Genomic DNA, 6,000 nt, shown 5'->3' with positions numbered 1-6,000 from the left:
TACGGGCTGAAATGGACGTTTCCAGCGATTCGCAGTGTCGAATGGACGTTTTGAAGCTTCGAAGCGTCCTATTTCGTACTGCGAATCGCTGGAAACGTCCATTTCAGCCCGTAATTAGGAGGGGCAAGCGTGCACATTGGACGTCTGAACCTGAAAGACGAGCAGCATCAGGCGTGCGGAACGCGTTTGCCTTGAAGCTTTGCGGCCAACTGGCTCGGCCTGTTGAGCTCGTCATAGAACATGCGCACGACGTCAACTTGTTGCTGTTCCAAACAGTGTTCTCGTTCTCGCTCTTGTGCCACCACCGCACGAATATCCTGATTCGAGGTCATTTCAGGATCCACGAATTTGCGAACACCGTCGAACTCGCCAGCAACTTTCGTGCCGTCTTCGCGCACCCACAGGAAATCGACGCGATGCGAGCGTGAGGGGTACGTCAAACATGAGAAAGTCGTTTGAAGATCGTGAACCGGGTAGCCGAGCTCTGCCAACACCCCTCGTGCTTCGGATTCCCCGCCGTTTTCGCTGCGTGCATCAGCTAGTGAAAATGCTCGCAATGCAGCCTTGCGATTCCTCGTGTATTTCACAGTATGCGGATATGCAGCTAACGCAGGTCTTCCCACTAATTGTTTCCGTAAAGCTGAGTCGAGAGGGCCAAGCGAGAAGCGTAGCGGCAGTTTGACTGCGCAGTCGAATAAGGTACGGAGCAATCCGGTGATGCGAATCCCATCGACAGTGGCGATTTCGGGATACGCCATCGCGTAATGGGCTAGTTGCGGGGTATTGCGAATATGGGTGCCCGGTTTGGCGACAATGCATATTGGTAGCAGATAGCGATACGAGCAATCTAGTCCGTACATGATTGCAGCCGTTGGTCCGCAGAAAATCCAGTTTGGATGCTGCTGAGCCAAAGAGCGCACGATATGGCGGATTTGTTCATGAGGATTGAGCGCATCCCAGTATTGCTGCCGTGCGTAAAGGCCTCGATATACACGCTTTATTGTTCCTGCGCGTACGCGGCGTGAAACTGCCTTGATGTCCGTGTCAGTGTACGGAACAGCGCACCGTCGCCCCCGTTGCGCGGTGTCGAAGAGTATTTCAACCGAGTGATGTGTCCCCATGTATCAAGTGTAGACGCTTGCGTTAAGCCCCAAGCGGTATGGGGCGTCGTTCGTAGTGAGTGAGCTAAGCCACAGCCGGTGAAAATCCGGGCTGAAATGGACGCTTTCGGTGATTCGAAGCGCCAAAGGAACGTTTTGACGGGCCAACATGTCCTATTTCGCGCTTCGAATTGGCCGAAACGTCCATCCCAGCCCGCAAACCCATCACCCCCAATCGGTAGAGTAGAATACTATGAGTGATTTTGTGGATAGAGTAACCGTCCATGTCAAGGGCGGCGACGGCGGCAATGGTTCCGCTGGCATTAGGCGCGAGAAGTTTAAGCCGCTCGCCGGCCCGAACGGCGGTAACGGCGGCGATGGTGGTTCGGTGATTTTTGTAGCCGATACGAACGCCACCAGCTTGCTGGATTATCGTTTTATGCCACATCGCAATGCTGGCAATGGCACGATGGGCTTGGGCGATGTGAAAGACGGCTCTAAGGGCGCTGACCTGATTTTGCCGGTTCCCCCGGGAACCGTGATTTTCGAAGCTAAGGGCGCTCAAGGTCGTCCGAAGCACCCGGGTGAGGTACTGGCTGATTTGCGTCACGCTGGCGACCGTTTTGTAGCTGCGGCAGGTGGTGCTGGCGGTTTGGGTAACGCTGCGCTGGCAAATCGTACACGTCGTGCGCCAGGCTTCGCACTGCTGGGCGAACTGGGCGAAGAGCGCGATGTTATTCTCGAACTCAAGTCGATCGCTGACGTTGCACTGGTAGGCTTCCCGTCGGCTGGTAAGTCAAGTTTGATCGCCGCGATGAGCGCTGCAAAGCCAAAAATCGCTGATTACCCGTTCACCACGTTGGTGCCGAATTTGGGTGTGGTGGTTGCTGGCGATCATCGGTACACGATCGCTGACGTGCCGGGCTTGATTCCTGGCGCTTCGCAGGGCAAGGGCTTGGGCCTTGAGTTCTTGCGCCATATTGAGCGTACGGAAATCATTGCTCACGTGATCGATTGCGCAACGCTGGAGCCTGATCGCGATCCAGTGTCCGACTATCACGCGCTTGAACATGAGCTGGCTGAGTACGCCGACAAGCTGGAGCTGCCGCTGGGTGCGATTCCGATTCCGGAGCGTCCGCGCATTATCGTGCTCAACAAGGTTGACGTACCTGAGGCTAAGGAACTGGCTGATTTTGTGCGCCCTGAATTTGAGAAGATGGGCATGCGCGTGTTCGAAATTTCCACAGCCTCGCATGAGGGCTTGAAGGAACTGAACTTTGCGCTGGCTGCAATGGTGACTGAAATGCGTGAAGAGGTTGCTCGTCGCGAAGCCGACGAGGAGCAGTCTCGCGTAGTGATTAAGCCGCTTGAGCAGAACGGTCGCCGCCGTCGCCGCGCTGATGAGGGTGGTACTGCGCTCGAATTCACCGTGGAGCGTAAGGAGAACGCGAACGGTGATTTCTGGTTTGAAGTAACCGGTACCAAGCCTGAACGTTGGGTAATGCAAACCAACTTCGATAATGATGAGGCTGTCGGCTATCTGGCAGATCGTCTAGCGAAGTTGGGCGTGGAGGATGAACTGCGCCGCAAGGGCGCAAAGCCGGGCGATGAGGTGCGTATTGGCCGCGGTAATCGTGCGGTGGAGTTCGACTGGGATCCGACGATCGCGGCCGGCGCGGAAATGCTTGATGGCGCGCAGCTGGGTGCGCGCGGTAAGGATCTTCGCTTGGAAGGTCAAGAGCCGGGCGGCCGCCGTCGTACGAATACGGAACGCCGTCGTCAGTATCACGAGATGATGGACGCGAAGGCCGCAGTGCGCGCTGCAATGATGGCGGAGCGTGAAGCTGGGCACTGGGCTGATCCGAGCGTGGACGATGATCGTCACGACGAGACCAGTCTGTTCGGCCGCGGCGACGATGCGGAGTAACCCGTGAGCAATGGCTTCCTTGGCTGATGTTGCTGGCCAGGGAAGCCGTTTTTTGTTGGCATACAATGAGCGGTAACGTGACCTGTGCTCATAGCCGGAAGAAGGGGAAAACATGGCTGTTCATGAAGCCGATGTGCGGCAGGCAATCGCTGGAGCACAGACTATCGTTGTCAAAGTCGGTTCGAGCTCGCTGACGCACTCGTCTGGTCATTTGGACGCGGCTCGGCTCAATGCGCTAGCTGCCGCGTTGGCTGCCGCTGCTCTGCAAGGCGCGCGCGTAGTGCTGGTATCTTCGGGCGCAATCGCCGCAGGTTTCGGCCCGCTTGGCTTTGCTTCCCGCCCGAGCGACGTGGCCACGCAGCAGGCTACGGCGGCAGTCGGTCAGGGACTGCTGATGGCGCAGTATGAGATGGCGTTCGGCAGGTACGGCATTCATGTGGGGCAGATTCTGATTACTGCGGAAGATACGATTCGCGCCACGCAGTATCGCAATGTGCAGCGTACGCTTGACCGTCTGCTGGATTTGGGCGTTGTGCCGATTATTAACGAGAATGATTCGCTCGCTAGTAATGAGATTCGTTTTGGCGATAACGATCGCTTGTCTGCGCTGGTCGCGAATTTGGTGCGTGCAGATGCACTGGTATTGCTCACTGACGTGGACGCACTGTATACCGCGCCGCCATCGCAGCCAGGCGCGCGACGTATTGGCTTTGTGCCTGATGTGGTGGCTGCTCTTGGCGACGTCACCGTTACTGGCCCGACGTCCGGCGTGGGCACTGGCGGCATGGTGACGAAGTTGGAGGCGGCGCGCGTGGCAGCCGTGTCGGGTATTCCAACGGTGTTAACGTGCGCGTCGAATGCTGGCCCTGCGCTGATGGGTGACCCGGTGGGTACGGCGTTTGCGCCGGTGAAGCATCGCGGTTCGTCACGCCGCCTGTGGATTGGGTTTGCTGCCGAACCGCGTGGCACGCTGGTAGCTGATGAGGGTGCTGCGAAAGCGGTGCGCGGTGGGCGCGCGAGCCTGCTGTCGGCGGGTGTGCTGGAAGTGCGCGGCAATTTTTCCGCTGGTGACCCGGTGTGGATTGATAACGAGCAGGGTGATCATTTGGCGCGCGGTCTTGCTGGTTTTGATTCGGAGGAGATTCCGCAGATGCTGGGGCGTACTACTGCGCAGTTGAAGCGTTTTCTTGGCGACGAGTACGCGCATCCCATCGTTCACCGCGACGATTTGGTGCTGGTCTGACTTCCCCGCCGGGCATATGGCCGGTACAAGGCCACAAACTGGCCGTATGCCCGGGAACAGGTTCGAAACGGGTCTGGGGAAGAGCACGCGGCTCACCTACTCATCAGTCCTTTACCCGGGCATATGGCCAGTATGGGGGCGTAAACCGGCTGTATGCCCGGGAACGTCCGCGACACGCTTCCGCTACATCGTGCGCTGGGGTTATCTTAGGAGCCATGACTATGGCTGATTGGCAGACTCTTTCCGACCGTATCAACAACGTGGCCCCGAGCGCTACTCTGGCTGTCGACGCGAAGGCGAAGGCAATGAAGGCCGCCGGCGTTGACGTTATTGGTTTTGGTGCGGGCGAACCGAATTTCCCGACTCCTGACTATGTGGTGGATGCTGCAGCTGCAGCGTGCCGCGACCCGAAGAACTACAAGTACACGCCGACTCCGGGCTTGCCTGAGCTGCGTGAGGCGATCGCAGCGAAGACTCTGCGCGACTCCGGCTATGAGGTGAGTGCCGATCAGGTTGTAGTCACCAACGGTGGCAAGCAGGCCGTGTATTCAACGTTCCAAGTGTTGCTTAACGATGGCGATGAGGTTATCATTCCTACCCCGTATTGGACAAGCTACCCGGAGGCCGTGAAGCTGGCTGGTGGCGTGCCTGTTACCGTGTTTGCTGGCGGCGATCGTGGCTTTGAGCCGGATTTGGACGCATTGGAAGCAGCGCGCACCGAGCGCACGAAGGCGATTATCGTTAATTCGCCAAACAACCCGACGGGCGCAGTGTGGTCTGCGGAGACGATTAGTGCGATTGCCAAGTGGGCTGTTGAACATCACATTTGGATTATTTCCGATGAGATTTACGAGCACCTCAACTATGACGGTGCTAAGACGACGTTTATTGGCGCGGCGGTGCCTGAGTGCCGCGACCAGCTGATTGTGCTCAATGGTGTGGCGAAGACGTACGCGATGCCGGGTTGGCGTGTTGGCTGGCTGATTGCGCCGCTGCCGGTTGCGAAGGCTGCTTCAAAGCTGCAGGGTCATATGACGTCTAATGTGGCCAATGTGTCGCAGCGTGCGGCGATTGCTGCTGTTTCTGGCCCGCTGGACGCAGTGTATGCGATGCGTGAGGCGTTTGATGCACGTCGCAAGGCGATTGTTGCTGCGCTGAACGATATCGATGGAGTGACCTGCCCGACGCCGACTGGTGCGTTCTACGCGTTCGCTGACGTGACTGGTCTGCTGAACCGCCCGCTGGGCGATAAGGGCACAGTGTGCACCAGTTCGAGCGAACTGGCCGCGGCTCTCTTAGACGAGGCTCACGTGGCTGCTGTCCCCGGTGAAGCATTCGGCGCCCCCGGCTACCTACGCTTCTCCTACGCCCTCGCCGACGACCAACTCGCCGAAGGCATGAAGCGGTTTAAGCAATGGGCGAGTCGTTAAGCGCGAAGCCCGGTGGGCTTCGCGTAGGCGAGCCCTGAGCGAGACGATAGTCGAGCGAAGGCAGCATTGAGCCCGAGCGTAGCGAGGTCAATAATTGCTGGACCGCAGCGTTAAGCAGACAGCCCAGTGGGCTTCGCGTAGCTGTGCCCTCGAGCCGTTAAACATGTACGCGGCAGCCTTGGCCCCCTCAGCTGAGGGGGCTGTCAGCCGCAGGCTGACTGGGGGAGCGTCACCACGTAGATAAGTACCTGTCGCCCCAATCAAGACATGCCGTAATAACGTTGGAATCCCGTGGTTTTT

The 6,000-nt window shown here is 58.1% G+C and carries 4 protein-coding genes; 3 read left to right on the top strand and 1 reads right to left on the bottom strand.

The genetic code is table 11. The annotated features are described in order from the left end of the window. Positions 1–167: 167 nt before the first annotated feature. Positions 168–920, bottom strand: a complete 753-nt coding sequence (locus tag D2E25_RS10135; RefSeq protein ID WP_241217174.1) for a CTP synthase — start codon at positions 918–920, stop codon at positions 168–170. 433 nt (positions 921–1,353) lie between these two features. Here D2E25_RS10135 and obgE point away from each other — a divergent pair, with 433 nt between their 5' ends. The 3 genes from obgE to D2E25_RS10120 all read left to right on the top strand — a co-directional run bounded on the left by obgE (position 1,354) and on the right by D2E25_RS10120 (position 5,700). Continuing rightward, the gene (gene obgE / locus D2E25_RS10130; protein WP_125982466.1) at positions 1,354–3,027 is read left to right on the top strand and encodes a GTPase ObgE; all 1,674 of its coding nucleotides are present in this window, start codon (positions 1,354–1,356) and stop codon (positions 3,025–3,027) included. A 112-nt stretch (positions 3,028–3,139) separates the two neighbouring features. Further along, positions 3,140–4,270, top strand: coding sequence for a glutamate 5-kinase (gene proB / locus D2E25_RS10125; RefSeq protein ID WP_125982463.1), 1,131 nt, complete (start codon positions 3,140–3,142; stop codon positions 4,268–4,270). A 221-nt stretch (positions 4,271–4,491) separates the two neighbouring features. Further along, positions 4,492–5,700, top strand: coding sequence for a pyridoxal phosphate-dependent aminotransferase (locus D2E25_RS10120; RefSeq protein WP_125982460.1), 1,209 nt, complete (start codon positions 4,492–4,494; stop codon positions 5,698–5,700). The last annotated feature ends 300 nt before the right edge of the window (positions 5,701–6,000 follow it).

Origin of the sequence: Bifidobacterium goeldii (assembly GCF_003951095.1) — a bacterium.
Classification (GTDB): Bacteria; Actinomycetota; Actinomycetes; order Actinomycetales; family Bifidobacteriaceae; genus Bifidobacterium; species Bifidobacterium goeldii.
Note: the sequence above shows the minus strand (reverse complement) of the source record. Positions and strands in the feature narration are given on the sequence as shown.